Source organism: Streptomyces sp. CB09001 (genome assembly GCF_003369795.1).
Classification (GTDB): Bacteria; Actinomycetota; Actinomycetes; order Streptomycetales; family Streptomycetaceae; genus Streptomyces.
The window spans coordinates 6,617,902-6,644,846 of record NZ_CP026730.1; the positions used below are offsets into that span (position 1 = coordinate 6,617,902).

Consider the following 26,945-nt stretch of genomic DNA (forward strand, 5'->3'; position numbering starts at 1 on the left):
GCCGGTTGAGCCACCCCCAAGGCGAGAGGTCCCTCACCCCATGGCCGAAGTGAACCGGCGCAGATTCCTCCAACTCGCGGGCGCCACGACGGCGTTCGGCGCGCTGTCCGCGAGCATCGACCGGGCCGCCGCGCTCCCGGCGAACCACCGCTCGGGGTCGATCGAGGACGTCGAGCACATCGTCGTGCTGATGCAGGAGAACCGTTCGTTCGACCACTACTTCGGCAGGCTGCGCGGGGTCCGCGGCTTCGGCGACCCGCACCCGGTGCGACTGGACGGCGGCAGGTCGGTGTGGCACCAGCGCAAGGGCGACGGCACGGAGGTGCTGCCGTTCCACCCGGAGGCCGACGACCTCGGCATGCAGTTCCTGGAAGGGCTCCCGCACGGCTGGTCCGACGGGCAGGACGCCTACCACAACGGCAAGTACGACCGCTGGCTGCCCGCCAAGGGCACCACCACCATGGCGTACCTGACCCGCGAGGACATCCCCTTCCACTACGCGCTCGCCGACACCTTCACCGTCTGCGACGCCTACCACTGCTCCTTCATCGGCTCCACCGACCCCAACCGCTACTACCTCTGGTCGGGACACACCGGCAACGACGGGGAGGGCGGCGGCCCGGTCCTCGGCAACGACGAACTCGGCTACGACTGGACCACGTACCCCGAGCGTCTGGAGGCGGCCGGGGTCTCCTGGAAGATCTACCAGGACGTCGGCGACGGCCTGGACGCGGCCGGACACTGGGGCTGGATCGACGACGCCTACCGCGGCAACTACGGCGACAACTCCCTGCTCTATTTCAACAAGTACCGCGACGCGAAGCCCGGCGACCCTCTGTACGACAAGGCCCGCACCGGCACCGACGCGAAGAGCGGCGAGGGCTACTTCGACCGGCTGCGCGCCGACGTCAAGGCGGGCAAGCTGCCGAAGATCTCCTGGATAGCCGCCCCGGAGGCCTTCTCCGAGCACTCCAACTGGCCGTCCAACTACGGCGCCTGGTACATCTCCCAGGTCCTGGACGCGCTCACCTCCAACCCGGCGGTGTGGGCGAAGACCGCCCTGTTCATCACGTACGACGAGAACGACGGCTTCTTCGACCACGTGGTGCCGCCGCTGCCGCCGAAGTCCGCCGCGCAGGGCCGCTCCACCGTCGACGTCTCGCTGGACGTCTTCGAGGGCAGCGCCAGCCACCGCGAGGGCTTCTACGGGCTGGGCCCCCGCGTGCCCATGCTGGTCGTCTCGCCGTGGAGCAAGGGCGGCTTCGTCTGCTCCGAGACCTTCGACCACACCTCGGTCATCCGCTTCATGGAGCGCCGCTTCGGCGTCCGCGAGCCGAACATCTCGCCCTGGCGGCGGGCCGTCTGCGGCGACCTGACCTCCGCCTTCGACTTCTCCCGCCCGGACAGCCGCCCGGCCCGCCTGCCGGACACCGACGCCTACGAGCCGCCGGACCGCGAACGCCACCCCGACTACCGTCCGACGCCGCCCGCGGACCCCGGCATGCCCCGGCAGGAACGCGGGACGCGTCCCACCCGCCCGCTGCGTTACGCCCCGCACGTGGACGGAGCCGTGGACGCGGCGGCCGGGAAGTTCACGCTGGCCTTCGGCTCCGGGGCCCGGGCCGGCGCCGCCTTCCTCGTCACCTCCGGCAACCGCACCGACGGCCCCTGGACGTACACCACCGAGGCCGGCGAGAACATCGCGGACACCTGGAACTCGGCCTACTCCGGCGGCTCCTACGACCTGACCGTGCACGGCCCGGCCGGTTTCCTGCGGGTCTTCCGGGGCGCCAACGCGGCCGCCGGACCCGCCGGGCCCGAGGTCACCGCGCGCCACGAGGGCGAAGACCTCCGGCTGACGCTCACCCACACGGGCACCGGCACGGTCCGGCTCCGGATCGCGAACGCCCACGACGGCCGCACCCGCACCCTCGCCGTCCGCCCCGGCGCCACCGTGCACCACACCGTCGACCTCGCGCGCAGCCGGCGCTGGTACGACGTGACGGTCACCTCCGAGACCGACCCGGCCTTCCTGCGGCGCTTCGCCGGGCACGTGGAGAACGGCCGGCCGGGGACCAGCGACCCGGCGATCATCACGGACTGATCCGGCCCGGACCCGGCGACTGGAGCGACTAGAACCGCGTGAGGTGCCCCGGCCCCGGCTGCCGGGGCACCATCCCGGGTCCCGCCGGTGCCGGTCCCCTCGGCTCCGGCTCCGGGCCGGCGAGTACCGGACCCGCGAGCAGCGGTGCGGCCGTCTCCGGCCGCTCGGGGGTCGCCCGGCTCAGCTGGAGCACTCCCCAGGCGGCCAGCGCCGCACCGGTCAGCGCGAGGAGCACGCCGCCCGCGCCGCCCCTGAGCCGTTCCCCGAGCAGGGAGAGCCCGATCACCGCGGCGGCCACCGGATTGGCCAGGGTCACCACCGCCAGCGGGGCGCCGAGACCGCCCCGGTACGCCGTCTGGGACAGCAGCAGTCCGCCGGTCGCGAAGGCGGCCACCAGCACGGCCACGCCGACCACCTGGACGCTCAGCAGCGGGCCCGACCGGTCGGTGACGGCGACCGTGACGGTCTGGGTGAGCGCCGAGGCGACGCCGGACGCGATGCCGGACGCCGTCGCGTGCCGCAGCCCCGGCCGGGTGCCGGGCCGCGACAGCACGCCGATCAGCGCCGCCGTGGCGCCGGACACCGTCAGCGCCTCCGGCACGCTCAGCACGTCGTCCGGGGCGGGCCCCGACGCGGTGAGCAGCAGTGCGCCCAGGCCCAGCAGCGTCAGACCGGTGCCCCGCCACTCGATCGCGCTCACCCGCCGGCCCGCCAGCCGCGCCCCCAGGGGCACCGCCGCGACCAGGGTGAGCGCGCCCAGCGGCTGGACCACGGTGAGGGGGCCGTACTTGAGCGCCACCACGTGCAGCAGTGCCGCCGAGGCGTTGAGCGCGACCGCCCGCCACCAGGCGCCGGAGGCAAGCATCCGCAGCGGACCGGCGCCGGAGGCGCGCGAGGCCAGCCGCTCCTGGGCGACGGCCGCCGCGGCGTAGGCGCAGGCGGAGACGAGCGACAGCAGTACGGCGACCAGGGCGGCGTTCATCGGCCCGCCCCGACCAGCGCGGGCCGCTCGGCAGCCGACCGGCGCCGGACCTCGGTCCGCCGGCGGGGGAGGGCGCACCGCGGCCGTCGGGGCCGCTCGGGCAGCCGCAGTACGGCGAGCGCGAGGCCGAGCAGGGCCGTGGCCACGATCACGTCGAGCCAGTAGTGGTTCGCGGTGCCCACGATGACCAGCAGCGTCACCAGCGGATGCAGCAGCCACAGCCAGCGCCACCGGGTCCGCGTCGCGACGATCAGACCGATCGCCAGCATCAGGGCCCAGCCGAAGTGCAGCGAGGGCATCGCCGCGAACTGGTTCGACAACGTGTCGGTGCGCGGCGGCCCGTACACCGAGGGCCCGAAGAGCCGGGCCGTGTCGATCAGGCCGGTCGCGGTCAGCATGCGCGGCGGGGCCAGCGGAAAGAGGAGGTGCAGCACCAGCGCGGCGCCGGTCACTGCGGCCAGCACCCGGCGGGCCCAGAGATAGTGCGCGGGCCGTCGCAGGTAGAGCCAGACCAGGAAGGCCAGGGTGGCCGGGAAGTGGACGGCGGCGTAGTACGTGTTCGCGACGTGTATCAGCGTGTCGCCGTGCAGGAGCAGGGACTGCACCGTGCCTTCGTCGGGCAGCCGGAGCACCCGTTCCCAGTCCCACACGTGGTGGGCGTTGCGGAACGCCTCGGCGGTGTCTCCCGTCGCCAGCCGGCGGCCGAACTTGTAGAGGAGGAAGAGCCCGGCCACGAGCAGGAGCTCACGGACGAGCGGTGGGCGCGCGGGCGCGTCCGGCCCCGCTTCTGCAGGCTCGCTGCGGGCATTCATCCCCCGGCCCCTTCACTGACGGTGGTGCGTGCGGCTCCTCGGGTACGGGGCGTGTGACGGTTTTCATCGATACGACCTCGTTCCGATACGCCAGTGTACCGATACGGTGGAGTACCGGTACACTGGCGTATCGATAGACATAGAACACACTGGAAACGGGAAGGAACGGGGCCCATGACGTCGCAGGACGCGGACCGACCGGAAGCGGTCGGCGCCTCGCGCCGCTCCAAGATCACGCCAGAGCGTGAGCAGGAGTTCTTCGACGCCGTGCTCGACCAGCTCAGCACGTGCGGCTACGACGCCGTCACCATGGAGGGCATCGCAGCCAGCACCCGGTGCAGCAAGTCCACGCTCTACCGGCAGTGGAAGACCAAGCCCCAGTTCGTGGCCGCCGCACTGCGTTCCAACCGCCGGGTGCGCTTCACCGGCATCGACACCGGTTCGCTCGCCGAGGACCTCCGCCGGGCGGCCGCGGCCGCGGGCGAGGGGGCGGGCAAGGACACCGGGCTGCTCCAGGCGCTCGGCCACGCGGTCATGGAGGACCCGGAACTCAAGTGCGCGCTGCGCGAGGCGCTCGTCGAGCCGGAGACCGCCGCGCTGCGGGCGATCCTCGCGCGCGGTGTGGCCCGGGGAGAGGTGCCGGCCGGTCATCCGGCGCTGGAGTACGTGCCCGCACAGCTCTTCGGCATGCTGCGGATGCGGCCCGTCCTGGAGGGCGAGCCGGCGGACGCGGCCTACCTCGTCCGGTTCGTGGAGGCCGTCGTGCTGCCTGCGCTCGGCCTCCCCTGAGACACAGGCCGCCGTCCACGGGATGACTGGACGGTGGCCTGCCCGCGCCGCACCGTGGGGACGGGGGCGGCGCGCACCCCCGGCCGGGTGGGGCACCCTTTGAGCGGAAGGGCGCCCCGCCCGGCCGACGGTTTTCCGGCGGTGCCTCCGTAGGCACCGCCGGGCCGGTCAGACGTCCTGCCCGTTGCCCCCGCCGCCGCCCGAGGTGTCCACCTCGATGCCCTTGGTGATGTCGTCGATGACCGTCTGCTGCTGGTCGGTGTCGACACCGAAGCGGACGACGACGATGCGCTCGGCGTCGGCGGGCGAGGGGAACGCCAGCGACTCGACAAAGCCGTCGGAGCCCTTGGCGGTGACCGCCTTCCAGCGGACCAGGTACCCCTTCTGACCGGCGACCGTGACCGCCTTGGAGGCCAGCTCCTCGTGCGAGGTGATCCCGCCGTAGGACTCGCCGCCGTAGGATTCCTCGGCGTTCGCCTCGATGTCGGCCTTCGCGACCTCCTCCGCGGTGTCGCCCTCGGTCTTCAGGAGCACGGCGGGGGCCGAGTAGGCGCCGCCCTTCGTGCAGGACTTGGAGGTGTCGCCGGGACACTTGTAGGCGTCGTCCGACGTCACCTGCGCGCCGACCTGCAACTCCTGCCCCGACCAGCCGTCCGGTATGGGCAGGCTGATCCCGCTGAACGCGTCCGTCACCGAACCGCTGTCGATCGTGGGCGGCTCCGACTGGTCCGGGGAGTCCGGCGCGGGCGACCGGCCGTCCTCGCCACCGCCCCCGCCGCCCGAGTCGCCGAAGGGGTCGTTCCGTTCGCCGGGACCGCGCCGGTCCTGCCGCGAGGCGCCGGTGTTGTCGCCACCCGAGCCGTCGTCGGTGAGCGCGTACACGCCGACCCCGATGCCGGCCAGCACCGCCACGGCCGCCGCGACGGCTGTGCCGGCACGCAGCCGCCGCCGTCGCGCGGACGGGGGCTGGACGGGTATGCCCGGATAGCCCGGGTGCACGGGATACGGCCCGGCCGCGGTGTCCCGCACCGGCGGCTGGACCGGCGGTTGCCCCGGCGGCTGCGCGGGTGGAGCCCATGCGGCGTCCGCCCCCGCGGGGCGCACCCGGTCGGTCCACGCCGTGCCGTCCCACCAGCGTTCGGTGGCGGGACCGTCATTCTTCTGTCCGGGGTCCGGGTACCACCCGGGAGGAGTCGCCTGCGTCATGTGCCCACCGTATGAGGCGTCGGTGAAAGGCGGATGAGAGGCCCGGTCGCACCACCCTCTTCCGGACCGACCGGCGCCCCGCGCCGCGCGAGGTTGACGGGTGCCCGGCCGCACCGCCGCTGATGACGGGCCCGGTCCGTCGTTCACGCTTTACCGCATGTCACCCGTCACGGCAACTGGTCGGCGGAGCGCCCACCACTTGCGCGATCGGAGGGCTAGGCTCAGCCTCTGTACGTCATTCGGGCGACTCGGGGAGGTAGCGGGATGACGGAGGTACGGCGGGCGGGCGCCGTCCCGGCCTCCCTCTGGGAGCGCGACGAGGAAGTCGCCACCATCACGCGTGCGGTGGACACCCTGTGCGCGGACCGCTCGTCCCCCGGCACCCTGCTGGAGGCCCGCGGGGAGGCCGGGGTCGGCAAGACGGCGCTGCTCGCCGAGACCCGCCGGATCGCCGAGGCCCGGGCCTGCACCGTCTGGTCGGCACGCGGCGGCGAGACCCTCAGGTCCGTCCCCTTCAACGTGGTGCGCCAACTGCTCCAGCCCGCCCTGGTGTCGATGCTCCCCGAGGAGGCCCGCGAGTACCTGGGCGACTGGTACGACATCGCGGGTCCCGCCCTCGGCATAGCGGACCCCGGCGAGCGGCAGGCCGACCCGCAGGGCGTGTGCGACGGACTGGTCGCCGCCGTACGCCGGCTCGCCCGCCGGGAGTGGCCGCTGGTGCTGCTGATCGACGACGCCCACTGGGCCGACCAGGAGACCCTGCGCTGGCTCGCCGCCCTCGCCGAACGGCTCGACGAGACCTCCGTCCTGGTCGTCATCGCCCGCCGTCCCGGCGACGTCAGCGGCGACAGCGCCCGTCACCTGGAGGCGGCCACCGCCGTCGGCCGGCCCCTCGCCCCGCTGAACGCCCTCACCCCGGAAGCGACGGCCGGACTCACCCGCGCCACGCTCGGCGCACACGCCGAGGCCGCGTTCTGCCGCGAGGTGTGGGCCGTCACCGGCGGCAACCCCTACGAGACCGTCGAACTCCTCGCGAAGGTCCAGGACAGCGAATTGCAACCCGTCGAGGCGGAGGCCGCCGAACTGCGTGCCCTGAACCGCTCCGCCCGCGGCGGCGGCCTCGTCGCCCGCCTGGAGCAACTCGGCGTCGACTCCACCCGGTTCGCCTGGGCCGCGGCCATCCTCGGCGGCGGCATCACCGTCGACATGGTGGCCAGGCTCGCCACCCTGGACCGCGCCGACGCCGCCCGCTGCGCCGAGTTGCTCCGGGGCGCCCGGATCCTGTCCGTACCCGACGCCACCGCCCGGCAACCGGGCGCGGGCGACCTGGAGTTCGTCCACCCACTGATCGCCACCGCCGTCTACAACTCCATCCCCGACGCGCTGCGCACGGCGATGCACGGCATAGCGGCCCAGCTCGTCGCCGACTCCGGGCTCGGCGCCGCGGCCGCCTCCCGTCACTTGCTCAAGGTGCACCCCGACGACGACCAGGAAGTCGTGGCCCAGCTGCGTGAGGCCGCCCGCGAGCACCTCGCCGTCGGAGCCCCCGACGCGGCCCGGCGCTGCCTGGAACGGGCGCTGCAGGAACCGCCGTTGCCGGAGTCCCACGCGCGCGTGCTGTTCGAACTGGGCTGCGCCACCCTCCTCACCGCGCCCGCCACCACCATCGGTCACCTGCGCACCGCGCTCGCCATGCCGGGGCTGGAGGGCGAACAGCGTGTGGACGCCGTCTTCCGGCTCTCCCAGGCGCTGCTCCACAACGACCAGTTGGAGGAGGCCGTCCGCACCGTGGAGGCGGAGGCCGCACGCAGCCCCGACCCCTCCGCGCGCCTGCGACTCCAGGCCGCCCAGTACATGTGGGAGGGCATCCACGCGGGCGAGACCTCCTCGCCGCACCGCTCCGCACGCCTGGCCGAACTCGCCGCCACCTGCACCGGCCGCGACAACGCCGAGCGCGCCCTGCTCATCCTGCGCGGCTTCGACGCCATGACCCACGGCGAGAGCGCCGAGGAGGTCGTCGAACTGTGCGACCGCGCCCTCGTCAACGGCCGGCTCGCGCCCGGACTCGGCTGGACCGACACCGAGTGGGGCCTGGAACTGCCGATGATGCTGGCCAGTTCCTATGCCTACGCCGACCGGCTCGACCGTGCCGAGGCACTGTTCACCGAGGCCCTGCGCGCCTACGAGAGTGCCGGCTGGAGCGGTGGCCACCTCTCCCTCGCGCACGCCTACGTCGGCCTCGGCCACCGCAGGAGGGGCCGCCTGAGGGAGGCCGAGCAGTCGCTGCGCGAGTCACTGCGCATCGCCGAGCGCGTCGGCCGCGGACTGCCGCTGTACTGGTCGGCGATCTGCAACCTGATCGACACCCTGCTCGCCCGCGGCCACGTCGAGGAGGCCAGGACCGTCGCCGACCAGTACGGCTTCGCACCGCCCTACCCGTCGACGATCGTGCTGCCCGATCCCCGCCCGGTGCGCGGCCGGCTGCTGCTCGCCACCGGCCGCACCAAGGAGGGCGTCAACGAACTGGAGGCCGCCGAGAAGGCGGCCGCCGCGCGTGGCCGGCACAACCCGGTGGTCGTCCCCTGGGCTACCGAACTGGCCCGGGCGCTGGCCGGCGAGGACCCCGGCCGCGCCGCCCGACTGGCCACCGACGCCCGCCGCCATGCCGAACGCTTCGGCACGGACACCGCGATAGGAGAGGCCCTGCGCTGCGCCGCCGCACTGGAGACCGGCCAGCGCGCGGTCCGGCTCGCCGCCCAGGCCGTCACCTACCTGGAGGCCTCGCCCTGCCAGTACGAGCACGCCGCCGCCCGCGTGGAGTACGGTCTCGCGGCCCGTTCGGCGGCCGAGCTCGACCGAGGACTGGCGCTGGCCGAATCCTGCGGCGCCGACGGCCTCGCGTCCCGCGCCCGCGAGGCCCTGGCGGTAGTGGGCCAAGCGGGCTGAGAGGCCGTCGGGACGAGCCGAGGGGCTTCACTCCGGCGGCGTGCCCCCGGCCTCCTCGGCCAGCACCCGCTGCGCCGTCGCGAACGCCGAGTTCGCCGCCGGCACCCCGCAGTACACCGCCGTCTGGAGCAGCACCGCCCCGATCTCTTCCGGCGTCAGCCCGTTGCGGCGCGCCGCCCGCACATGCATGGCGAGCTCCTCGTAGTGGCCGTGCGCGACCAGCGCCGTCAGCGTGACCATGCTGCGCTCGCGACGCGAGAGCGTCTCGTCGGTCCAGATCTCGCCCCACGCGTAGCGCGAGATGAAGTCCTGGAAGCGGGCGGTGAACGGCGTCTGCCGGGCCTGCGCCCGGTCCACGTGCGCGTCGCCCAGCACCTCGCGCCGCACCGCCATGCCCCGCCCGGCCGCACCGTCGAAGTGCGCCCGCAGCGCCGTCAGCACCGCTTCCGGGCGCTCGGCCGGCGCCAGGTGCGAGGCACCCGGAATCTCCGTCAGCGTCGCGCCCGGCACCGCGTCGGCGAGTTCCCGCAGGTGCGCGGGGGGAGTGGCCGGGTCCTCGCGCCCCGCGACCAGCAGTGTCGGCGCGGTGATCCCACCGACCCGGTCCCGCAGGTCGAAGGCGGCCAGCGCGTCGCAACAGGCCGCGTACGCACCGGGATCGGCCTCCCGGTGGTCCCGGACCAACCGTGGCACGGTGAATCCCGGCGTGAACCACCGCGCGTCCGCGCTGTCCGCGAGCCGTGCCAGCCCCTCCTCGCGCACCCGCGCGGCCCGCTCCTCCCACGGCTTGGCGCCGTTGAAGTGCGCCGACGAGCAGACGACCGCCAGGGACGACACCCGCTCCGGGTGGTGCACGGCCAGATGCAGGCCCACCGCGCCGCCCAGGGACACCCCGGCGTAGGCGAACCGCGCCACCCCGAGCGAGTCGGCGAGCGCCAGCACCAGATCGGCCAGGTCCCCGACGGTGGCGCCGGGCCCGATCAGGTCGGCCCGGGAACCTCCGTGCCCCGGCAGGTCCCAGCGGATCACCCGGTGCCGGACGGACAGTTCGGGCGCCACCGCGTCCCAGAGCGCGTACGACGTGCCCAGCGAGGGGCCGAGCAACAGCGGAGGAGCGGAGGCGGGGCCTTGGGACAGGTGGTTGAGCATGGTCGTCAACGTCGCTCCAGAGCACGGTCGGTAAGGGCGGCAGCCGCGCCCGTGTAACGAGCGGGGTCGGTGGCGGCGGTCAGGTCGAGTTCGCGCAACCCCGGCACCTCGGCAAGCAGTTCACCCAGGCCGCGGTCCTCGGCATAGGCACGCGACGCCAGTTCGGTGAGCAGTTCCCTGGCACGGGCCCGCCCGAGCACCGGCGCCAGTTCGGCCGAGAGCCGCTCCGAGACGATCAGCCCGTGGGTGAGGCCGAGGTGCGCCCGCATCACGTCCGGGCGCACCCGCAGCCCCTCGGCCAGCTCCGCGGCATCCCGCGCGGCGCCGCCGGTCAGCCGCAGCAGGTCCCGCAGCGGCTCCCACTCGGCGTGCCAGGCCCCGGCCGGACGCTCGTCCTCGGCGGCCAGCGAGCCGTACAGCGTGGCAGCGAGCTGCGGCGCGCGCCGGGCGGCCGCCGCGATCAGCGTGGACCGCACCGGATTGGCCTTGTGCGGCATCGCCGAGGAACCGCCCCCGCTGCCCTCGGCGACCTCGCCGATCTCGGTGCGGGACAGCGTCAGCACGTCCACGGCGATCTTCCCGAGCACCCCGGCGGCGAAGGCGAGGGCGCCGGCCAGATCGGCGACCGGAGTGCGCAGCGTGTGCCAGGGGAGTACGGGTGCCCGCAGCCCCAGTTCACGGGCGTAGGCGGCAGGCAGCGCGGTCGGGTCCGTCGAGCCGTACGCCTCGAAGGCGGCCAGGGTGCCCGCCGCGCCGCCGAGTTGGGCGGGCAGTGCGTCCCGCACCGTCGTGATCCGGTCCCGCGCGTCCAGCACCAGCGCGCGCCATCCGGCCGCCTTCAGTCCGAACGTCGTCGGCACGGCGTGCTGGGTGAGCGTCCGGCCCGGCATCGGCGTGTCCCGGTGCTCGGCGGCCAGCCGGGCCAGCGCCCGTTCCGTACGGGCGAGATCGGGCCGCAGCAGGTCCAGGGCGCGGGCGGCGACCAGCATCGTCGCCGTGTCCAGGATGTCCTGGCTGGTCGCGCCCCGGTGCACGTACGGTCCGTACGGCTCGCCGACCGCCTTCGTCAGCTCGGCCACCAGGGGAATGACCGGGTTCCCGCCGCCCCGCGCGCGCTCGGCGAGGGAGCGCGGGTCGAAGGCGGCCGGGTCGGCGGCGGCCGTGCTCACCGCGTCCGCCGCCTCCGCGGGGGCGAGCCCCAGCGCGGCCTGGGCGCGGGTCAGCGCCGCCTCCGCGTCGAGCAGGGCCCGCAGATAGGCGCGTTCGCCGGTCGTCGACGCGGCCGGCGAGCCCGCCCACCCCGGGGCGAGCAGGCTCGTGTCGGTGTCGGTGTCGCTCCCGGCGGGGTCGGGGAGGGCAGGTGATGTCACTGAAACTCCAGGAAGACCGTCTCGCCCTCGCCCTGAAGGCGGATGTCGAAACGGTACGTCCCGTGGCCCTCGTCCGCGGCGATCAGCGTGTCGCGGCGCTCGGCCGGCACCCGGTCCAGCAGCGGGTCGGCGGTGAGCGCAGCCGTGTCGCCCGGCAGGTAGATCCGGGTGAACAGGTGCACCAGCAGCCCGCGCGCGAACAGGCACACGCTGACGTACGGCGCACTGCGCCCCCGTGCGCCCGGTCGCAGCGTCCGCGCGTACCAGTGGCCGTTCGCGTCGGTCTGGATGCGCCCGAAGCCGGTGAACTCCACGCCGTTGCGGCCCAGGAAGCCGCCGGAGGCGGGGTCGCGCCGCATCGAGCCGTCGGCGGTGGGGACATGGCCCTCGGCGTCCGGGCCCCACAGCTCCAGGAGGGCGTCGGGCAGCGGGTCGCCCGCGCCGTCGTACACGTACCCGTGCACGGTGATCGTGTCGGGGTGCCCGGCGGGCGCGATGTCCTCACCGCCGCGGAAGGGCAGGGCGTACCCGTAGAAGGGGCCGACCGTGTGCGACGGGGTCGGCAGCACCTGCTCCGGGCTGCTGGTGTCGATCTTCGTCATCTCGGGTCAGCGTCCTTCTTCGATCCAGGTGGCGTTCGGGCCGTCGAGCACGATGTCCCAGTGGTAGCCGAGCGAGAACTCCGGCACGGACAGGCTGTGGTCGTACGTCGCGATCAGCCGCTGCCGCGCCGCGTCGTCCGTCACCGACTGCAGGATCGGGTCGTACGGGAACAGCGGGTCGTTAGGGAAGTACATCTGCGTGACCAGGCGCTGGGTGAACGCCGAGCCGAAGACGGAGAAGTGGATGTGGGCCGGGCGCCAGGCGTTGACGTGGTTGCGCCAGGGGTAGGGGCCGGGCTGGACGGTGGTGAAGCGGTAGAAGCCGTCGTCGTCGGAGAGGGCGCGGCCCACGCCGGTGAAGTTCGGGTCCAGCGGCGCGTCGTGCTGCTCGCGCCGGTGCGCGTACCGCCCGGCCGAGTTGGCCTGCCAGATCTCCACGAGCTGCCCGCGGACCGGTTTCCCGTCGCGGTCCAGGAGGCGGCCGGAGACGGTGATGCGCTCGCCGACCGGCTCACCGGTGTGCTGCCGGGTCAGGTCGTTGTCGATGTCGGTGATGTCCCGCTCCCCGAAGGCGGGCGAGGCCAGCTCCACCAGCTCCGGGTCCTTGGTGACGTCGATGGCGATCGGCGGCTGCTCGGGGTGGCGCAGCACCGAGGAGCGGTACGGAGCGTAGTCGCGGCGCGGGTGGTGCTCGACGGGTGCGCCGTCCGCGACCCGCTTCTCGTAGGCGGCGTGCTCGGCCGCTATCTCCGCGTCGATGTCGTGCTGGGTGAGAGTCATGGGTGAGTCCCTGGGGTGACTAGCGGTCGAGGACCAGGGCGAGGCCCTGGCCGACGCCGATGCAGAGGGTGGCGATGCCGGTGCCGCTCCCCTTGCGGGCGAGCTGGTGGGCGACGGTGCCGGCGAGGCGGGCGCCGGAGGCGCCGAGCGGGTGGCCGAGGGCGATGGCGCCGCCCCGCGGGTTGAGGACCGCGGGGTCGAACTCGGGCCACTCGGCGACGCAGCCCAGCACCTGGGCGGCGAAGGCCTCGTTGAGTTCGAGCACGTCCAGGTCGGCGAAGGTCCGGCCGGCCCTGGCCAGCGCGCGGTTCACCGCCTCCACGGGGGCGAGGCCGAAGTACTGCGGGTCGGTCGCCGAGACGCCGGTGGCCGAGACCCGGGCGAGCGGCTCGCGTCCGGTGGCCCGCAGGCCCTCCTCGTCGACCAGGAGCAGCGCGGCGGCGCCGTCGTTGAGCGGAGAGGCGTTCCCGGCGGTCACGCTTCCGCCGGTCTTCCGGAACGACGGCTTGAGCTTCGCCATCGCATCGAGGGAGGTGTCCGGGCGCACGCACTCGTCGGCGGTGAACTCCACCGGGTCGCCCTTGCGGCGCGGCACCGGCACGGGAGCCAGCTCGGCGTCGAAGAGGCCGTCGGCCTGGGCCCGGGCGGCCTTGTGGTGGGAGGCGAGGGCGTACTCGTCCTGCTGCTCACGGGTGATCCCGTGCTGGTCCGCGATCAGCTCCGCCGACTCGCCGAGCGGAATCGTCCACTGCGGGTCCATCGCCGGGTTGACCATGCGCCAGCCCAGGGTGGTCGAGTACATCTCGGTGTGCCCGGCCGGGAAGGGCCGGTCCGACTTGGGCAGCACGTACGGCGCCCGGGTCATCGACTCCACGCCGCCCGCCAGCGCGACCGACGCGTCGCCGACCGCGATGGTACGGGCGGCCTGGATCACCGCTTCGAGGCCGGACGCGCACAGCCGGTTCACCGTGACGCCGGGGACGGTGGTGGGCAGGCCGGCCAGGAGGGCGGCCATGCGGGCGACGTTGCGGTTCTCCTCGCCCGCGCCGTTGGCGTTGCCGAAGTACACGTCGTCGATCCGCGACGGGTCCAGGCCGGGGGTCCGGCCGAGGAGTTCGCGGATCGCGTGCGCGGCCAGGTCGTCCGGGCGTACGCCCGCCAGGCCTCCGTTGTACCTGCCGAACGGGGTGCGCACCGCGTCGACGATGTAGACGTCCCTCACTTCGGTCCCTCCGCGACGACGAGCTTGGCATCGGTCCGGGCGACGACCTCGTCGACGCCCACGCCCGGGGCGGTCTCCACCAGGACCAGGCCGTCGCCGGTGACGTCGAGGACGCCGAGGTCGGTGATGACCCGGTTCACGCAGCCCTTGCCGGTGAGCGGCAGGGCGCACTCCTCGAGGATCTTGGGGGAGCCGTCCTTGGCGGTATGGGTCATGACCACGATGACGGTGCGGGCGCCGTGGACGAGGTCCATCGCGCCGCCGATGCCGGTGATCATCTTTCCGGGGACGGCCCAGTTCGCGAGGTCACCGGAGGCGGAGACCTGCATCGCGCCGAGTACCGCCACGTCGATGTGCCCGCCCCGGATCATGCCGAAGGACAGGGCCGAGTCGAAGAAGGCGGCGCCCGGCCGGACCGTGACCGTCTCCTTGCCGGCGTTGATCAGATCGGGGTCCACCTCGGCCTCGGTGGGGTACCGGCCGGTGCCCAGGATGCCGTTCTCCGACTCCAGGGTGACCTCGACGCCCTCGGGGAGGTGGTTCGGGATCAGGGTGGGCAGACCGATGCCGAGGTTGACGTACTGGCCGTCGCGCAGCTCCAGCGCGGCCCGCGCGGCCATCTGTTCACGCGTCCAGGCCATCAGGAACTCACCGTCCGCTTCTCTATTCGCTTGTCGACGGCCTGCTCACGGGTGAGTGCCACCACCCGCTGGACGAAGATCCCCGGCAGGTGCACCGCGTCCGGGTCGATCCCGCCCGGCTCGACCAGCTCCTCCACCTCGGCGATCGTCACCCGTCCGGCCATCGCGGCCAGCGGGTTGAAGTTCCGGGAGGACTTGGCGAAGACCAGGTTGCCGTGCCGGTCGCCCTTCGCCGCGCGGACCAGCGCGAAGTCCGTGCGGATGCCGCGCTCAAGGACGTACTCCGTCCCGTCGAACTCGCGGACCTCCTTCGGCGGCGAGGTCAGCGCGACGCCGCCCGACCCGTCGTACCGCCACGGCAGCCCGCCGTCGGCGACCTGGGTGCCGACCCCGGCGGGCGTGTAGAAGGCGGGGATCCCGGCGCCGCCGGCGCGCAGCCGCTCGGCCAGGGTGCCCTGCGGGATCATCTCCACCTCCAGCTCCCCGCCGAGGTACTGGCGCGCGAACTCCTTGTTCGCGCCGATGTAGGACCCGGTCACCCGGGTGATGCGCCCGGCGGAGAGCAGGACGGCCAGCCCGGAGTCCATCGCCCCGCAGTTGTTGGAGACCACCGACAGCCCGCCGGTCCCGCGCTTGTACAGCGCCTGGATCAGCACGTTCGGCACACCGCTCAGCCCGAAGCCGCCCACCGCGAGCGACGCGCCGTCGGGCACGTCGGCCACCGCCTCACCGGCCGTGGCCACCACCTTGTCCATCCGAGGAGCCCCATCTCTTCCGCGCGCCCCGGGAGCAGATAGTCAGGGCACTGAGTATTTAAGCGAGGTTGGCCACACGCTGCCACCGGACGGCCGGGGCGTCAAGGCCCCCAAAGCGCGGGGTAGATCGTATGAGGTGTTCCCGGACGTCAGTACTCGGTGCCATGTATCGTCAGTGCACCTACGAAAGTGACCACGGGGAGCGCACATGGCAGCGGTCGATCTGGCCACCCACCCCGGGCATCTGGCCCGGCGGCTGCAGCAGGCGCACTACCTGCTGTGGAACACGATCGTCTCCGAGGAGACCACCTCGCCGCAGTACGCCGTCCTCAACGCCCTCGTCGCCGAGCCGGGACTCGACCAGCGCACCGTGGGGGAGCGGGTGGGCCTGGACCGGTCCACCATCGCGGAGGTGGTCAGCCGGCTCGGCCGCCGCGGGCTGCTCGACAAGGTCCGCGACCCGCAGGACGGCCGCCGGTCCCTGCTCCGGCTCACCGATGAAGGGCTGCGCGTCCACCGCAGGCTGGGCGTGCGCATCGCCCGGATGAACCAGGTGTTCCTGGCCCCGCTCGGCGCCGACGAGCAGGCGGTGTTCTTCGACCTGATCCGCCGGGTCGCGGACGCCGCGGAGGGGCTCCGCAACCCGGCCGAGCCGACGGTGGCACCCGGCTGACCGGGGACTTCCCCCGTCAGGAGCGCCCGGCTCAGGGGCGCCCGGCTCAGGAGTGCCCGGCGAAGACCACCCACACCTGGCCCTCGGCGAAGTTCAGCGGCTTGCCGTCCTCGGTGGTGAAGGTCGTGCCGTCCGCGGCCGCCCCGCGCTTCCAGGTCGCCTCGTACGCGCGCCCGTCGCGCAGCACCTCCGCCGCCCCCGAGCCCACCGACTCGACGTAGGGCGAGTTGCTGCCGCGGAAGTCGCGGAAGTCCGACTCGCGCACCTTCACGTGCTGCACGACGACCGTGGCCGGTGCCAGCCGCCCGCCGTCGGCCGTGCGGGCCGGGCTGCCGTCCATGGAGACCAGCCACCGGTCCCGGCTGCCGGACCAGGTGAAGGCGAAGCTCGCCGAGGGGTAGCGCACCGTGTGGGAGGACTCCGCCCGGCCGCCCGCGGGAGCCTTGCCGTAGGTGAACCCGGTGGTGAGGGCCCCGGCCCCGGAGGGCTCCTGGAGCAGTTTGCCCGGCCGCACGTAGAGGTTGTGCGGGGCCTGCCGGTCTCCGGCGCGGACGTAGGCGTCGGAGTCCTCGCCGGGCGGCTCCGCACGCAGCGGGGCCCGGTCGATGAGCGGCAGCAGCTTGCTCTGCGCGCCGGAGAACGCCAGCACCGGCCGGTCGAACTGCCCGAGCAGCTCCAGGTCGGACTCGCGGGCGCTGCGCACCGGCCCCACCGACTCCGGCAGCCGGGTGGCGTAGATCGCCATCAGCCGGCTCAGTCCCGCCTCCACCGGCTCGGCGTAGACGACGTCCGCGTCCGCCAGGCCGGTCTGCGGGCGGGCCGCCGCCACGTTGTCGACCTTGACGGCGAGCACCGGTCCCGAAGCGGGGGCGGCGCTGTGCGAGCGCTCCGGTTCCGGCGCCCGCCCGTCCTCCTTCGCGCCGGGTCCCGCCGTGCAGCCCGCTGCGGCCAGCGAGACCGCCACCGCCGCCGTCAGCAGCGCGGCATACCGCCCCCTGCGCTTCCCATGTCGCATCCCGGCCATCCGTCCACCCATCTCGTGTCATTGATTGTGCGCTTCTTAAAGCATTTAGTGCCATACCTGACCGAATCCGATACGGCACACGGAACGGGGCAGATAATCCGCTGTTCGGCCGAAAAGACCACCGGGTTCGGCGACGGGAGCCCCGGGGTACCCGGCCGCCACGCAGAACCGACGCGCACGGCGACGGAGGGAGCGCGGGGCGATGAAGGCAGTGACATGGCAGGGCAAGCGGGACGTACGGGTCGAGGAGGTGCCGGACCCCAGGATCGAGGAGCCCACCGACGCGGTCATCCGCGTCACCTCCTCCGGGCTGTGCGGCTCCGACCTGCACCTCTACGAAGTGCTCACGCCGTTCATGACACCGGGCGACATCCTCGGCCACGAGCCGATGGGCATCGTGGAGGAGGTCGGTCCCGAGGTGACGGGCCTGAAACCCGGCGACCGGGTCGTGGTCCCGTTCCAGATCGCGTGCGGACACTGCTACATGTGCGACACGGGGCTGCCGACCCAGTGCGAGACCACCCAGGTCACCGGCGAGGGCATGGGCGCCCCGCTGTTCGGCTACACCCGCCTGTACGGCGCGGTGCCCGGCGGCCAGGCCGAGTACCTGCGCGTGCCCCAGGCCCAGTACGGCCCGATCAAGGTGCCCGAGGGCCCGGCCGACGACCGCTTCGTCTACCTCTCCGACGTCCTGCCCACCGCCTGGCAGGCGTTCGCCTACGCCGGCGTCCCGCAGGGCGGCAGCGTCGCCGTGCTGGGACTCGGCCCGATCGGCGACATGGCGTGCCGGATCGCCCGGCTCAAAGGGGTCGAGAAGGTGTTCGGCGTGGACCTCGTGCCCGAACGGCTGGAGCGGGTCCGCGCACGGGGCGTGGAGACCTTCGACCTGCGGTCCTTCGACAACGAGAAGGAACTCGTCGCCGCGATCCAGGACCGGACGGACGGCCGCGGCCCCGACGCCGTGATCGACGCGGTCGGCACCGAGGCACACGGCGGCGCCGTGGCCAAGCTGGTGCAGCAGACCGCCGCGGTGATGCCCCGGGCCATCGGCGGACCCCTGGCGGAGCGGTTCAGCGTCGACCGGCTCGCCGCCCTGTACACCGCGATCGACCTGGTCCGCCGCGGCGGCACCATCTCGCTGTCCGGCGTGTACGGCGGCATGGCCGACCCGATGCCGATGCTCACCCTGTTCGACAAGCAGGTCCAGCTGCGGATGGGCCAGGCCAACGTACGCCGCTGGAGCGACGAGATCGTGCCGTACCTGACCGACCAGGACCCCCTCGGTGTCGACGGCTTCGCCACCCACCGGGTGGCGCTGGCGGACGCGCCGCACGCGTACGAGATGTTCCAGAAGAAGCAGGACGGCGCGGTCAAGGTGCTGATGAAGCCGTAGGCGCGGGAGCCGTGCGTCAGGGCCCGCCCAGGATCTCCGCCAGGTCGTAGCGGACCGGCTCCTCCAGCTGTGCGTAGGTGCAGCTCTCCGGGGTCCGGTCCGGGCGCCAGCGGCGGAAGCGGGCCGTGTGCCTGAAGCGCGCCCCGTTCTCCATGTGGTCGTACGCCACCTCGACGACCCGCTCGGGACGCAGCGGCACCCAGGACAGGTCCTTCTTGCCCGACCACCGGCTGGGCGCGCCGGGCAGCCGCGCCGACTCGTGGGCGGCCTCCTCGGCCCACTTGGCCCACGGATGGCCGCCCGCGTCGTCCATGCGCAGCGGTTCCAGCTCCTCCACCAACTCGGCCCGGCGCTTCATGGTGAACGCCGCGCTCACCCCGACGTGCTGGAGGACTCCCCGGTCGTCGTACAGCCCGAGCAGCAGCGAGCCGACCACCGGGCCACTCTTGTGGAGGCGGTACCCGGCGACGACGACGTCCGCCGTCCGCTCGTGCTTGATCTTGTACATGGCCCGCTCGTCCTGCCGGTAGCGCAGATCGAGCGGCTTGGCGACCACCCCGTCCAGACCGGCCCCCTCGTACTGCTCGAACCACTGCCGGGCCACCTCGATGTCGTCCGTCGCCGGCGCCACGTGCACCGGCGGGGTCACCCCGGACAGCGCCCGCACCAGCAGCGCCCGCCGGTCGGCCAGCCCCACGTCGAGCAGCGACTCGTCATCCAGCGCCAGCAGGTCGAAGGCCACCAGCGAGGCCGGTGTGCGCTCCGCGAGCGTCCGCACCCGGGAGTCGGCCGGATGGATCCGCTCGGTGAGCGCGTCGAAGTCCAGATGCCCGTCCCGCGCGATCACGATCTCTCCGTCCACCACGCACCGCTCGGGCAACCGCTCCCGCACCGCCCCCACCAGCTCCGGAAAATACCTGGTCAGCGGCTTGCCCGTGCGGCTTCCCAGCTCCACCTCGGCCCCGTCGCGAAACACGATCGCCCGAAAGCCGTCCCACTTCGCCTCGTAGTGCATCCCCGGCGGGATCTTCGCCACGGACTTGGCGAGCATCGGCTTCACGGGCGGCATGACGGGGAGGTCCATGCTCCGATTCTGTACGCCGCGGACGGCGTCCCGCCTGTCGAGCCGGACACCCGGAGGTCTCCGTCGGCAGGGCAGGGAGCGCGGCTCCTGGCCAGGTGGTCTGGACGCTCCTGGTCCTGCTGATCATCACCGTGGCCACCCACACCGCGCTCCTCGACGACGAAAGGATCAGCATCGGCAAGCAGGCGCCGGCGGCCGCGGCGGCCGCGCAGGCCGCGCAGGACCGAGGGACGCCCCTCCCGCCGCCCGATATGCGAAGCAGAGGCGCTGCGCCTACCGTGGCTCGCATGGCGGAAGCGGTGGAACTGGAGGCGGGCGGGCGGACCGTGCGGCTGTCCAGCCCGGGGAAGGTGTTCTTCCCGGAGCACGGGTACACCAAGCTGGACGTGGCCCGCTACTACCAGGCCGTCGCCCCCGGCATCCTGCGCGCCCTGCGGAACAGGCCCACCACGCTGCAGCGCTACCCGGACGGCATCACCGGCGAGTGGTTCTACCAGAAACGCGCGCCCAAGAGCATGCCCGACTGGATCCCGACCGCGCACATCACCTTCCCCAGCGGACGCAGCGCCGACGAGATGTGCCCCACCGAGGAGGCGGCCGTGCTGTGGGCCGCGCAGTACGGCACGCTCACCTTCCACCCCTGGCCGGTGCGCCGCGACGACGTCGACCACCCCGACGAACTGCGCATCGACCTCGATCCGCAGCCCGGCACCGACTACGACGACGCCGCCCGCGCCGCCCACGAACTGCGCGCGGTGCTGGAGGAGTTCGGTGGTCTGCGCGGCTGGCCCAAGACCTCCGGCGGGCGCGGCATCCACGTCTTCGTGCCGATCGAGCCGCACTGGACCTTCACCCAGGTGCGGCGCGCCGCCATCGCCGTCGGCCGCGAGATGGAACGGCGGATGCCCGAGCGGGTCACCATCAAGTGGTGGAAGGAGGAGCGCGGCGAGCGCATCTTCATCGACTACAACCAGACCGCCCGCGACCGCACCATCGCCTCCGCCTACTCCGTGCGGCCCCGCCCGAACGCCCCGGTCTCCGCCCCGCTGACCTGGGACGAGGTGGGCGTCGCGCACCCGCAGGACTTCGACATCACGACCATGCCCGCGCGCTTCGCCGAACTCGGCGACGTGCACGCGGGCATGGACGACACGAGGTACTCCCTCGACGCGCTGCTCGAACTGGCGACGAAGGACGAGCACGACCACGGGCTCGGTGATCTGCCGTACCCGCCCGAGTATCCGAAGATGCCGGGCGAGCCGAGCCGGGTCCAGCCCAGCCGGGCCAGGAAGAAGACTCCCGACCCGGACTGAGCCACGACGCGGACCCCTAGAGGTCCTTGATCCGGACGTCGCGGTACGAGATCACGTCCGACGTGCTGTGCACCTGCAGTCCGACGTAGCCGGAGGCGAACCGCCGCCCGTCCGTGCCCGGGTCGTCCGAGCGCTCGGGGTAGAAGGTCTGCCCGCCGAAGTTGTCGAACTCGTTGATCAGCACGCCGTTGCGGTAGATCGAGTAGTGCTGGTCCACCACCCGGATCTCGTAGTCGTTCCAGGTGCCCTTCTCGGTGACGCCCGCGCCGGCCAGGCCGACCCGGTCGAAGCCGTAGACGGAACCGGACTTGTACATGTCGCCGGTCGGGCTGTCGAACGCCTGGATCTCGTGCCCGTACTTGATGGCGACCCACTCCGGCCGCGACTCCTCCGGGTGGTCGTGCACCTGCGGGAAGCGCACGAAGACGCCGCCGTTGGTGTTCGCGGTGTCCGCCGCGTCGTCACGCCACTGGAGCTTCAGCGAGAAGTCGCCGTACTTGCGCTCGGGGAACCACAGCATGCCCATGCCGGGCGTGCTGGTGCTGGACGTGATCGACCCGTCCGGGTTCAGCCCGAACGAACCGCCGCCCACCTGCTCCCACTTGGCGAAGGACTCCTGGCTGCCGTCGAGGATGGTGCGGTAGCCCTCGGTCTGGCCGGGCTGACCGATCTTCGACTGCTTGGCGGCCTTGTTGATCGCCCGGTACTCCCGCTTGTCGACGACGCCCTCGTCCAGGAGGCCGTCCATGACCTCACGGACGTGCTTGAGGAACAGCGCCTGGGACGTCCACTCCTTCTCGTCCTCGATCATCTCGTTGATCCGGCACCGGTTGTTGGTCACCCGGTTGGGCACCCCCGAGTCGACCGTGCCGACGATCACCGTGAGGCGCTCGTCGTACTCCGGGCAGGGCGGCGGCGGCACCTGGCCCGCCACCACCGTGAAGCTCACGGTCAGCGGCTCGGAGGTGTTGCCCGCCTGGTCGCTGGCCCGGTACGCCACGGTGTGCCGGCCCACGCGGTCCACGACCACCGGGTCGGTGTACGCCAGGTAGGGCCCGGCGTCCAGGGAGTACTCCACACCGGCGACGCCGGAACCGCCCTCGTCCGCGGCGTTCACGGTCACCTTCGCGCTGCCGACGTAGGCGCCGTCGGAGTTCTTGGTGCCGTCCACGGTCGCGCCGGTGACCGGCGGGGTGGTGTCCTGCGGGGGAGCGGCGGCCACGGTGAAGGCGACGCTCTTCTCCGCGGCGGCGTTGCCCGCCTTGTCGGTGGCCCGGTAGCGCACGGTGTGCTCGCCGACCTCGTGCACCATGACCGGCGCCGTGTAGGCCGTCCAGGCGCCGTCGCCGACCGCGTACTCGATGGTGTTGACGCCGGAACCGGTGTCGGAGGCGGTGACGGTCACCGTCGCCATGTCGATGTAGGCGCCGTCCGCGTTCTTCTCACCGCTGACCGTCGCCGAGGTCTCCGGCGCGGTCGTGTCGTCGGTGTCCGGGGCGGCCACGGCGAACGTGACGCTCTTCTCCTCGGCGGCGTTGCCCGCCTTGTCGAACGCCCGGTAGCGCACCACGTGTTCACCGACCTGGTCGACGACGACCGGCGTGGTGTACGGCTGCCAGGCGCCGTCGGCACCGATCGCGTACTCGATGCGCTCCACGCCCGAGCCGCCCTCGTCGGTGGCGGCGATGCTCACGGTCGCGGAACCGACGTACGCGCCGTCGGAGTTCTGCGTGCCGCCCACGTCGGCCGAGGTCGCGGGGGCGGTGGTGTCCTCCCCGCCGCCGCCCTCGGTGACCACGAGCACGCCCGTCATCTGGCCGTGGCCCGGGATCGTGCAGTGGTACATGTACGTGCCGGGGGTGAGGGTGACCTCGGCGGTGTGCTTGCCGCCCTCGGCGTCGTTGGGGTTGGCCAGGATGTTCAGCTGGACGTCCTGGTTGTACGCGGGATCGCTGGTCATGAACGTCAGCGTGTGCGGCATACCGGTGGTGTTGCCGGTGGCCTCACTGTTCTCGAAGACGATCGTGGCCGGACCGGCCACCGCCGTCTCCGGCGCCGACGTGTACTTGGTGATGTCGTCACCGGCCGTCCAGGTGAGCACCTGGTCGGCGGCCGCCGCGGCGGGTGCCTCCGCCGGCTGCCCGGAGGCGGACGTCGCCTGCAGTCCGAGCACCAGCAGCAGGCCGGCCAGCAGCGCGGCCCACATTCTTCGTTGGCGTATCACTCGGTCCCCCTCGCCAGCTGTCCGGCGGCCGGCGTCGGGCCGCCGCCCTCGTAGGTGACCCGCCACAGGGCCGACTTGGAGTCCGAGGTGAAGAAGCCGCGGCCGTAGTCCAGGACGTACAGCGCGCCGTCCGGGCCGAACTTCCAGCCCATCAGGTTCTTGATGCCGTCGTTGCCGACCGGCACGATCTTCTTCAGGGACTCCGAGTGCACCGGCAGACCGCCGTCGCCCTGCGTCTTCGGGTCCATCAGCACCGCGTTGCGCGGCTGGTCGGCGTCGTAGAAGTCACCGACGAACCACTTGCCGTCCCAGTACGCGGGCCACTTGGTGTCACTGGTGCTGTCCGCGTCGTAGCGGTAGAGCGGGCCGTTCATCGCGGCCTGGCCGCCGCCCTTGAGCCAGGGCAGCCGGTAGGTGGCCTCGTCCTGCTCGTACGACGGGATGCCGTTCTCGTCGCGCGGGTAGTCGGGGCCGCCGCCCTGCGGCGAGTACCAGATGTTGTTGCCGGTCACCGGTGGCAGGTTCACCAGGCCGTCGTTGTTCGGCGACTCGTTCTTCGGGTGGTCGCAGTCGTACCAGCCCAGCGGCTTCGACGGGTCCGGCAGGTTCCGGTCCCGGTACGGCTGCTTGTTGCCCATGCAGTACGGCCAGCCGCGGTTGCTCGCCTTGGTGATGGTGGCGAACGTGTCGTACTTGGCCGGACCCCACGTCGGCGACGGAGCGCCGGCGTCCGGGCCGACCCAGCCCGCGTACAGGGTGTCGGTCTTCTTGTCGACGGAGATGCGCGCCGGGTTGCGCACACCCATCACGTAGATCTCGCCGCGCGTCTTGCCACCGCCCTCGGCGGTCTCCTTGCCGGTGAAGAGGTTGCCCTCGGGGAGCGTGTACGTCCCGTCCGGCTCCGGGTGGATGCGCAGGATCTTGCCGTTGAGGTTGTTGGTGTTGCCGGCGGTGCGGCGCGCGTCCGCGAAGGACACGCCCTTGAAGTTGGGCTGCGGGTTGTTGCCGGAGTAACCGTCGCTGAAGCCGCTGGAGTTGTTGTCACCGGTGGCGATGTACAGGTTCCCCTTGGAGTCCCAGGCCATCCCGCCGCCGGCGTGGCAGCAGCTGTGGATCTGCACCGGCCACTTGAGCAGCACCTTCTCGCTGCCCATGTCCAGCTTGTTGGTGGCCGGGTCGAGGGTGAAGCGGGAGACCCGGCGCTCGGCCATGTGGGTGTCCCGGTTGATCTGGGAGTGCGGGGTGTAGTGCAGGTACACCCACCCGTTCTCCTCGAACGCCGGGTCCAGCTCGATGCCGAGCAGGCCCTCCTCGACCTTGGTCAGTTCGTCGCCGCCGCCCTTGTTGCCGAAGACGGTCAGCGCGCCCGCGAGGGTGACCTTGTCGGTCTTCGGGTCCCAGACGTGGATCTCGCCCGTGCCCTTGCCGACGTTCGGGTCGTTCCAGTCGGTCACCACGGGGTGGGAGGAGTCCGTGCCGCCGCGGCCGATGTAGAAGACGCGGCCGTCGGGGGCGGTGACCAGGCCGTGCGGTTCGCCGATCTGGTCGTTCTGGCCGGGCTGGTTGGGGTCGGTGAGCCGCTCGGCCTTGTAGTTGGCGTTGATGGTCGCCTTGCAGTCGGCCTGCGACAGCCGGGTCGTCCACAGCAGGGCGCCGCGCAGATGGGTGCGGAAGTCGGTCTCGTCGTACGACGACACCGTGCCGCCCATGCCGGTGTAGAACGACCGGCCGCCGTCGTAGTCCCGGCACCAGCTGACCGGGTGGTCCGCCCCGTTGGCGCTCGTCCCGGGCGCGTACGTCGACTCGCGCACCCGGGCCACCGTGTGGACCTCACCGGACGGGTTCTTCTGCCAGTTCAGCCACTCGTCCGGGCGCTTCCACTCCAGCGGCAGGTCCTTGGTGGCCGGATGCCGCCGGTCACCGACCTCGACCGTGGCCCGCTGGACCTTGGTGGGACTGCCGGCGGCCGGGCGGGCGCCGACCAGACCGGTGAACCAGTCCGAGTACGGCTCCGCGCGGGCCGCGTCGTGGACGCCGACGAACCCGCCGCCGGCCTCCATGTACGCCTCCAGACCCGCTTCCTGAGCGGGTGTCAGGACGTCGCCGCCGCCGGTCAGGAACACGACCGCGTTGAAGCGGCCGAGCTTCTTCTCGTTGGTGAAGACGTTGGCGTTGTCCGTGGCCTCGACCCTGAACTGCTCCTTGGCAGGCCCGGAGAGACCGATCCGCTCGATGGCCGCGATACCGGCGTTCACGACCGGTGACTCGTCCCCGGCCGCGGCGGAACCGTAGAAGATCAGCACCCGTACATTGGCGCCGCCGGGCGGCGACTTGATCGACATCGTTGTCAGGGATGGGTCCGGCGCCGGACGTGCACTGGCGGCAGGGCCGGCCAGCAGTCCCGCGGCGACGAAAGCGGCGGTGGCGCACGCCGCCCAGCCTCTTCTTCTCGCGCTCAACCCTCTCAAGGGCATGGGCACCTCCTCGGTCACGGCAGCAGCGCCAAGGAAGCTAGACCTCTTTGCGCGGTACGCCAATAGGTATGACCGGGATCGAACGAACTTTGTCCTGACTGTGGATAAACGCAGCGGCAACCGGTACGGTCCCACAGGCTCATCACAGCCAATCAGGTCCTGGGTCTGCGCACATTCCGTATCGGCGTGGGGAGTTCGGCATGGACAGGCGAGGCTTCAACCGACGCGTACTGCTGGGCGGCGCGGCCGCCGCGACATCGTTGTCCATCGCTCCGGAGGCCGTGGGCGCCGCCCCCGCGGCCAAGGGGATCACCGCGAGGACGGCACCGGCCGGGGGCGAGGTGAGACACCTCAAGATGTACGCCGAGAAGCTGGCGGACGGTCAGATGGGCTACGGCTTCGAGAAGGGCAAGGCGTCGGTCCCCGGCCCGCTGATCGAGGTCAACGAGGGCGACACGCTGCACATCGAGTTCACCAACACGATGGACGTACGGGCCAGCCTGCACGTGCACGGCCTGGACTACGAGATCTCCAGCGACGGCACCGCGATGAACAAGAGCGACGTCGAGCCCGGCGGCACCCGCACCTACACCTGGCGCACCCACAGGCCCGGCCGCCGCGACGACGGCACCTGGCGGCCGGGCAGCGCGGGCTACTGGCACTACCACGACCACGTGGTCGGCACCGAGCACGGCACGGGGGGCATCCGCAACGGCCTGTACGGCCCGGTGATCGTGCGCCGCAAGGGCGACGTGCTGCCGGACGCCACGCACACGATCGTCTTCAACGACATGACCATCAACAACCGCAAGCCGCACACCGGCCCCGACTTCGAGGCCACCGTCGGCGACCGCGTGGAGATCGTCATGATCACGCACGGCGAGTACTACCACACCTTCCACATGCACGGTCACCGCTGGGCGGACAACCGCACCGGCCTGCTCACCGGCCCCGACGACCCGTCCCGGGTCATCGACAACAAGATCACCGGACCGGCCGACTCCTTCGGCTTCCAGATCGTCGCGGGGGAGGGAGTGGGCGCCGGGGCGTGGATGTACCACTGCCATGTCCAGAGCCACTCCGACATGGGAATGGTGGGGCTGTTCCTGGTGAAGAAGCCGGACGGCACGATCCCGGGGTACGAACCGCACGAGCACGGCGGGGCGACCGCGAAGAGCGGCGAGAGCGGCGAGTCGACGGGGGAGGCAGCCGCGCACGAACACGAGCACTGAGCCGAGGCCGGCGCCGCCACCGGCGCCGCCGGTCAGCTGTCGTGGACCGTTCTTCTGTACATGCGCCCATGCTGACGCCCGCACCGGCCCCCGCACAAGAACGTTTTCGGTCCCCGGAGCGCCCCCTCCCGCGCCGCGGCCTGCCGCTATCCTGAGCCGCAGCCGCCGAG

Annotated in this window: 21 protein-coding genes; 7 read left to right on the top strand and 14 right to left on the bottom strand. The window is 72.5% G+C overall.

Annotation, left to right across the window (positions count from 1 at the left end; translation table 11 throughout):
• Window positions 1–40 precede the first annotated feature (40 nt).
• On the top strand, window positions 41–2,104 hold the full coding sequence (locus C4J65_RS30495; protein ID WP_115745313.1) for a phospholipase C, phosphocholine-specific: 2,064 nt from the start codon (window positions 41–43) through the stop codon (window positions 2,102–2,104).
• A gap of 28 nt (window positions 2,105–2,132) precedes the next feature.
• On the opposite strand, the gene C4J65_RS30500 is transcribed toward C4J65_RS30495, so the two are convergent.
• Window positions 2,133–3,086, bottom strand: a complete 954-nt coding sequence (locus tag C4J65_RS30500) for a hypothetical protein (RefSeq protein ID WP_115745314.1) — start codon at window positions 3,084–3,086, stop codon at window positions 2,133–2,135.
• Window positions 3,083–3,898, bottom strand: coding sequence for a phosphatase PAP2 family protein (locus C4J65_RS30505; protein ID WP_115745315.1), 816 nt, complete (start codon window positions 3,896–3,898; stop codon window positions 3,083–3,085). Before C4J65_RS30505 ends, C4J65_RS30500 begins: the two co-directional genes overlap by 4 nt.
• A 174-nt stretch (window positions 3,899–4,072) precedes the next feature.
• Here C4J65_RS30505 and C4J65_RS30510 point away from each other — a divergent pair, with 174 nt between their 5' ends.
• On the top strand, window positions 4,073–4,687 hold the full coding sequence (locus C4J65_RS30510) for a TetR/AcrR family transcriptional regulator (RefSeq protein ID WP_115745316.1): 615 nt from the start codon (window positions 4,073–4,075) through the stop codon (window positions 4,685–4,687).
• Between the two features lie 168 nt (window positions 4,688–4,855).
• Here the strand turns inward: C4J65_RS30510 and C4J65_RS30515 are convergent, their stop codons facing one another.
• A complete protein-coding gene (locus C4J65_RS30515; protein ID WP_115745317.1) occupies window positions 4,856–5,893 on the bottom strand; it encodes a DUF2510 domain-containing protein in 1,038 nt (345 codons plus the stop codon).
• Window positions 5,894–6,157: 264 nt separating this feature from the next.
• Between C4J65_RS30515 and C4J65_RS30520 the strand changes: the two genes are divergently transcribed.
• The gene (locus C4J65_RS30520; protein ID WP_115745318.1) at window positions 6,158–8,839 is read left to right on the top strand and encodes an AAA family ATPase; all 2,682 of its coding nucleotides are present in this window, start codon (window positions 6,158–6,160) and stop codon (window positions 8,837–8,839) included.
• Window positions 8,840–8,866: 27 nt separating this feature from the next.
• Here the strand turns inward: C4J65_RS30520 and pcaD are convergent, their stop codons facing one another.
• The 7 genes from pcaD to C4J65_RS30555 are packed head-to-tail and all read right to left on the bottom strand — an operon-like array spanning window position 8,867 to window position 15,358.
• Window positions 8,867–9,988 carry a 3-oxoadipate enol-lactonase gene (gene pcaD, locus C4J65_RS30525; protein ID WP_162833645.1) on the bottom strand — a complete coding sequence of 374 codons (1,122 nt, stop codon included), beginning with the start codon at window positions 9,986–9,988 and terminating at the stop codon, window positions 8,867–8,869.
• Between the two features lie 5 nt (window positions 9,989–9,993).
• Window positions 9,994–11,358, bottom strand: a complete 1,365-nt coding sequence (gene pcaB / locus C4J65_RS30530; RefSeq protein WP_115745320.1) for a 3-carboxy-cis,cis-muconate cycloisomerase — start codon at window positions 11,356–11,358, stop codon at window positions 9,994–9,996.
• The gene (gene pcaG, locus C4J65_RS30535; protein WP_115745321.1) at window positions 11,355–11,960 is read right to left on the bottom strand and encodes a protocatechuate 3,4-dioxygenase subunit alpha; all 606 of its coding nucleotides are present in this window, start codon (window positions 11,958–11,960) and stop codon (window positions 11,355–11,357) included. The genes pcaB and pcaG overlap by 4 nt, the downstream gene beginning before the upstream one ends.
• 6 nt (window positions 11,961–11,966) lie before the next feature.
• A complete protein-coding gene (gene pcaH, locus C4J65_RS30540; RefSeq protein WP_115745322.1) occupies window positions 11,967–12,740 on the bottom strand; it encodes a protocatechuate 3,4-dioxygenase subunit beta in 774 nt (257 codons plus the stop codon).
• A gap of 19 nt (window positions 12,741–12,759) precedes the next feature.
• Window positions 12,760–13,962, bottom strand: coding sequence for a thiolase family protein (locus tag C4J65_RS30545; protein ID WP_115745323.1), 1,203 nt, complete (start codon window positions 13,960–13,962; stop codon window positions 12,760–12,762).
• Window positions 13,959–14,603, bottom strand: a complete 645-nt coding sequence (locus tag C4J65_RS30550; protein WP_115745324.1) for a CoA transferase subunit B — start codon at window positions 14,601–14,603, stop codon at window positions 13,959–13,961. Before C4J65_RS30550 ends, C4J65_RS30545 begins: the two co-directional genes overlap by 4 nt.
• Window positions 14,603–15,358: a CoA transferase subunit A gene (locus C4J65_RS30555; RefSeq protein ID WP_115745325.1), complete on the bottom strand. Its 756-nt coding sequence runs from the start codon at window positions 15,356–15,358 to the stop codon at window positions 14,603–14,605. The genes C4J65_RS30550 and C4J65_RS30555 overlap by 1 nt, the downstream gene beginning before the upstream one ends.
• Window positions 15,359–15,566: 208 nt before the next feature.
• On the opposite strand from C4J65_RS30555, the gene C4J65_RS30560 reads away from it, so the two are divergent.
• Window positions 15,567–16,031, top strand: a complete 465-nt coding sequence (locus C4J65_RS30560; RefSeq protein WP_115745326.1) for a MarR family transcriptional regulator — start codon at window positions 15,567–15,569, stop codon at window positions 16,029–16,031.
• 46 nt (window positions 16,032–16,077) lie between these two features.
• Here the strand turns inward: C4J65_RS30560 and C4J65_RS30565 are convergent, their stop codons facing one another.
• Window positions 16,078–17,046 (bottom strand): DUF3048 domain-containing protein, encoded by a 969-nt coding sequence (locus C4J65_RS30565; protein ID WP_115746706.1) that lies wholly within the window; start codon window positions 17,044–17,046, stop codon window positions 16,078–16,080.
• 211 nt (window positions 17,047–17,257) lie between these two features.
• Between C4J65_RS30565 and C4J65_RS30570 the strand changes: the two genes are divergently transcribed.
• Window positions 17,258–18,448, top strand: coding sequence for a zinc-dependent alcohol dehydrogenase (locus tag C4J65_RS30570; protein ID WP_115745327.1), 1,191 nt, complete (start codon window positions 17,258–17,260; stop codon window positions 18,446–18,448).
• 16 nt (window positions 18,449–18,464) lie between these two features.
• Here the strand turns inward: C4J65_RS30570 and C4J65_RS30575 are convergent, their stop codons facing one another.
• The gene (locus C4J65_RS30575) at window positions 18,465–19,532 is read right to left on the bottom strand and encodes an ATP-dependent DNA ligase (RefSeq protein ID WP_115745328.1); all 1,068 of its coding nucleotides are present in this window, start codon (window positions 19,530–19,532) and stop codon (window positions 18,465–18,467) included.
• Between the two features lie 287 nt (window positions 19,533–19,819).
• Here C4J65_RS30575 and ligD point away from each other — a divergent pair, with 287 nt between their 5' ends.
• Window positions 19,820–20,845, top strand: coding sequence for a non-homologous end-joining DNA ligase (ligD, locus tag C4J65_RS30580; RefSeq protein WP_115746707.1), 1,026 nt, complete (start codon window positions 19,820–19,822; stop codon window positions 20,843–20,845).
• A 16-nt stretch (window positions 20,846–20,861) separates the two neighbouring features.
• Here ligD and C4J65_RS30585 read toward each other — a convergent pair whose 3' ends face one another.
• Window positions 20,862–23,051 (bottom strand): family 16 glycoside hydrolase, encoded by a 2,190-nt coding sequence (locus C4J65_RS30585; RefSeq protein ID WP_115745329.1) that lies wholly within the window; start codon window positions 23,049–23,051, stop codon window positions 20,862–20,864.
• A gap of 14 nt (window positions 23,052–23,065) precedes the next feature.
• Window positions 23,066–25,411, bottom strand: coding sequence for a ThuA domain-containing protein (locus C4J65_RS30590; RefSeq protein ID WP_115745330.1), 2,346 nt, complete (start codon window positions 25,409–25,411; stop codon window positions 23,066–23,068).
• Between the two features lie 332 nt (window positions 25,412–25,743).
• On the opposite strand from C4J65_RS30590, the gene C4J65_RS30595 reads away from it, so the two are divergent.
• Entirely contained in the window at window positions 25,744–26,775 is a 1,032-nt protein-coding gene (locus C4J65_RS30595; RefSeq protein WP_115745331.1) for a multicopper oxidase domain-containing protein, read from the top strand.
• Window positions 26,776–26,945 lie beyond the last annotated feature (170 nt).

Excerpts from the sequence above, each read along its gene's own strand:
- C4J65_RS30520 (WP_115745318.1), top strand. The coding sequence starts at position 6,158 with ATGACGGAGGTACGGCGGGCGGGCGCCGTCCCGGCCTCCCTCTGGGAG.
- C4J65_RS30510 (WP_115745316.1), top strand. The coding sequence starts at position 4,073 with ATGACGTCGCAGGACGCGGACCGACCGGAAGCGGTCGGCGCCTCGCGC.
- pcaG (WP_115745321.1), bottom strand. The coding sequence starts at position 11,960 with ATGACGAAGATCGACACCAGCAGCCCGGAGCAGGTGCTGCCGACCCCG.
- C4J65_RS30590 (WP_115745330.1), bottom strand. The coding sequence starts at position 25,411 with ATGTCGATCAAGTCGCCGCCCGGCGGCGCCAATGTACGGGTGCTGATC.
- C4J65_RS30515 (WP_115745317.1), bottom strand. The coding sequence starts at position 5,893 with ATGACGCAGGCGACTCCTCCCGGGTGGTACCCGGACCCCGGACAGAAG.
- C4J65_RS30585 (WP_115745329.1), bottom strand. The coding sequence starts at position 23,051 with ATGTGGGCCGCGCTGCTGGCCGGCCTGCTGCTGGTGCTCGGACTGCAG.
- C4J65_RS30575 (WP_115745328.1), bottom strand. The coding sequence starts at position 19,532 with ATGGACCTCCCCGTCATGCCGCCCGTGAAGCCGATGCTCGCCAAGTCC.
- pcaD (WP_162833645.1), bottom strand. The coding sequence starts at position 9,988 with ATGCTCAACCACCTGTCCCAAGGCCCCGCCTCCGCTCCTCCGCTGTTG.
- C4J65_RS30550 (WP_115745324.1), bottom strand. The coding sequence starts at position 14,603 with ATGGCCTGGACGCGTGAACAGATGGCCGCGCGGGCCGCGCTGGAGCTG.
- ligD (WP_115746707.1), top strand. The coding sequence starts at position 19,820 with ATGGCGGAAGCGGTGGAACTGGAGGCGGGCGGGCGGACCGTGCGGCTG.
- C4J65_RS30595 (WP_115745331.1), top strand. The coding sequence starts at position 25,744 with ATGGACAGGCGAGGCTTCAACCGACGCGTACTGCTGGGCGGCGCGGCC.
- C4J65_RS30565 (WP_115746706.1), bottom strand. The coding sequence starts at position 17,046 with ATGCGACATGGGAAGCGCAGGGGGCGGTATGCCGCGCTGCTGACGGCG.
- C4J65_RS30500 (WP_115745314.1), bottom strand. The coding sequence starts at position 3,086 with ATGAACGCCGCCCTGGTCGCCGTACTGCTGTCGCTCGTCTCCGCCTGC.
- C4J65_RS30505 (WP_115745315.1), bottom strand. The coding sequence starts at position 3,898 with ATGAATGCCCGCAGCGAGCCTGCAGAAGCGGGGCCGGACGCGCCCGCG.
- pcaH (WP_115745322.1), bottom strand. The coding sequence starts at position 12,740 with ATGACTCTCACCCAGCACGACATCGACGCGGAGATAGCGGCCGAGCAC.
- C4J65_RS30570 (WP_115745327.1), top strand. The coding sequence starts at position 17,258 with ATGAAGGCAGTGACATGGCAGGGCAAGCGGGACGTACGGGTCGAGGAG.
- C4J65_RS30495 (WP_115745313.1), top strand. The coding sequence starts at position 41 with ATGGCCGAAGTGAACCGGCGCAGATTCCTCCAACTCGCGGGCGCCACG.
- C4J65_RS30560 (WP_115745326.1), top strand. The coding sequence starts at position 15,567 with ATGGCAGCGGTCGATCTGGCCACCCACCCCGGGCATCTGGCCCGGCGG.
- C4J65_RS30555 (WP_115745325.1), bottom strand. The coding sequence starts at position 15,358 with ATGGACAAGGTGGTGGCCACGGCCGGTGAGGCGGTGGCCGACGTGCCC.